Below are 2367 nucleotides of genomic sequence, written 5' to 3' on the forward strand. Positions count from 1 at the left end.
AGATCGCCCCAGATTATGCTCAAAACGCTTTCGGCACGCCACCCGCATCGTCGCTTCTCGTCGCTCGACCGCAGGATGAGCAGAGAGGACGCTGCTAGTGGAGTGGATTTTGACATTCGCTACCCGTCCGGCCGCGAGTCCGGCAGGCGAATGTCAAATCCAAAACTCCACTAGAAACTTATAATTACTAGTGGTCCTTTGATTCTAACATTCGCAAAAGTGCCGGCCGAGAAGGGATGCGAATGTTAGAATTGGACCACTAGCAACCGGCTCCTTCGACACCAGCAATGAGAGGCAATGGCCAAGAATAATTCGCACCAGGAGTCCGGTCCCTCCGCTGACCCCCGGCTGCGACGGCCGGAGGCCGATTGGCACGCCGAGCATGATGAAGCGGCGGGACATCACGCCCACCGGTTGTTGTCGAGGTCGAACGCCGGCCTCTACATGTTTACCGATCGCATCCGCTCGTTGCGGCATTGGCTGGCTGGCGAACGTTGGATACGGCGGCTCGCGATTTTCATTGCCTCTCTGCTTGTGATTTTCGCCGGTTGCTTCGGAGGGCTGTGGTGGCGGCTTGGAACCGGCCCGATCAATCTCGATATGGCCACACCATGGCTCGCCGCGGCGATTGAGGACAATATCGGCCACGGCAACAGCGTCGAAGTCGGCGGCACACAGATCGAGCGCGCGGGCCGGATTCGAATTGCGGTGCGCATTCGGGACATCATCGTGCGGGACCGCGATCGCGCGATTGTGGCGAGCGCGCCGAAGGCAGAAGTCAGGCTTTCGGGCTCGGCGTTGTTGACGGGACGCCTGCGGGCGGAAAGCTTGAATCTGGTCGATGCCGAGCTGAAAGTGCGGATAACCCCCGACGGCAACGTCTCCGTCTCGACCGGCGACAATGCCCGGCCGCTTGCAACAGGCGTTGCCTCCAAGCGCGACGCGGGAATTCCGCCGACATTTCCGCGTCAGGCAGCACCGGCGGCTCCTCCGCCGGGTCAAACCACCACCCCCGTGCCGGCTTCCGCCGATAGCGCGCAAGCGGGGTTGCTTGCAGGTTTGGACTGGCTCGATAGCCTTAGTCTCTCCGGTCTCGACGGACAAAATCTCAATGAAATCGGCTTGAAGAACGGCAACTTGATCGTTGACGACCAGCAGCGCGGTAGCAAATGGAATTTCCAAAACATCTCCTTGAGCCTTCGCCGGCCAAGTGGTGGCGGGGTCGCGCTGAATGTTGCTGAGGAGGGCCGTCAGGGGTGGTCGCTGCGGGTCGCGGTTGGGCCATCCGAAAACGGGGTGCGATCGGTTGACATCAAGGCCGACAAGGTCTCGACGAGAAATATTCTGTTGGCGTTGCGTTTGAAGGAGCTCACCTACAGCGCGAATTTGCCGTTGAGCGGCGAACTGAAGGGCGAGCTTGGCCGCGATGGCCTACCCACCTATTTCCGCGGCAAGATCATTGCGGGTGCGGGAGAGGTCGTTGACACCGATACGCCCGATTACCCGATGTCGATCGACTCGGCGGAAGTGAACGTGGAGTGGGATGCGGGGCGGCGCGTGTTGCTCGCGCCCTTCAAGATCATCTCCGGCCAAAACAGGATCACGCTGCTCGCCCATCTGGAGCCGCCCAACGACAATGTCACCGACTGGCAACTTGGTTTCAGCGGGGGGACCGTCGTTCTGGCGGGGAACGACAACGAGCCGCCGGTGATCTTCAACCGTATCGCGATCGGCTTGCGCTTCGATACCGACAAGCGGCGGGTGATGCTGACGCAGGCCGATTTCAGCAATGGGGAAATCGGCGTGGCGGGTACCGGAAGTGTCGACTACTCAGGGGAGCCGCGCCTCACACTGGGCTTTGCAGGAACACCGATGTCGGCCTCGGCCTTAAAGAAAATCTGGCCGGCTTTGGTCGTGCCGGAAGTCCGGGAATGGGTTATCGACAGGGTCGAACGCGGGGCAATCCAGCGCGTCGAAATTGGCGTCAATTCGCCGGTTCGAAATCTCTCGCGCAAGGGCCCTCCGATCCCCGACGACGGTCTTAGCGTCAACATCGTCGCCACTGGGGTGACGATACGGCCGGTCGATGAACTACCGGCAGTTCGCGATGCGGATTTGAAAGCCCGTGTGACCGGCCGCACCGCGCTTGTGACCGTTGTGCAAGGTGCTGCCGATACGCCGGCTGGTCGCAAGCTCAACGTTTCCGACTTTGCATTCGAAGTGGCGGATCTGGCGCCGAAGCCGGTGCAGGCGAAAGTGAAATTCCGCATCGATGGCCCGGTGCCGGCGGCAGCCGAGATTCTCGCTTCCGATAAATTGAGCGATCTCTCCGCGACTTTGATTGATCCGAACGCCAGCAAGGGGACG

General features: G+C 60.8%; 1 protein-coding gene. It reads left to right on the plus strand.

What is annotated here, in order from left to right; genetic code table 11:
* Positions 1-828: 828 nt before the first annotated feature.
* Positions 829-2367 (plus strand): hypothetical protein (locus VGY55_16415; protein HEV2971562.1); only part of this gene is annotated, 1539 nt, incomplete at its 3' end.

Source organism: Pirellulales bacterium, assembly GCA_035939775.1.
In the GTDB taxonomy this organism is placed as follows: domain Bacteria; phylum Planctomycetota; class Planctomycetia; order Pirellulales; family DATAWG01; genus DASZFO01.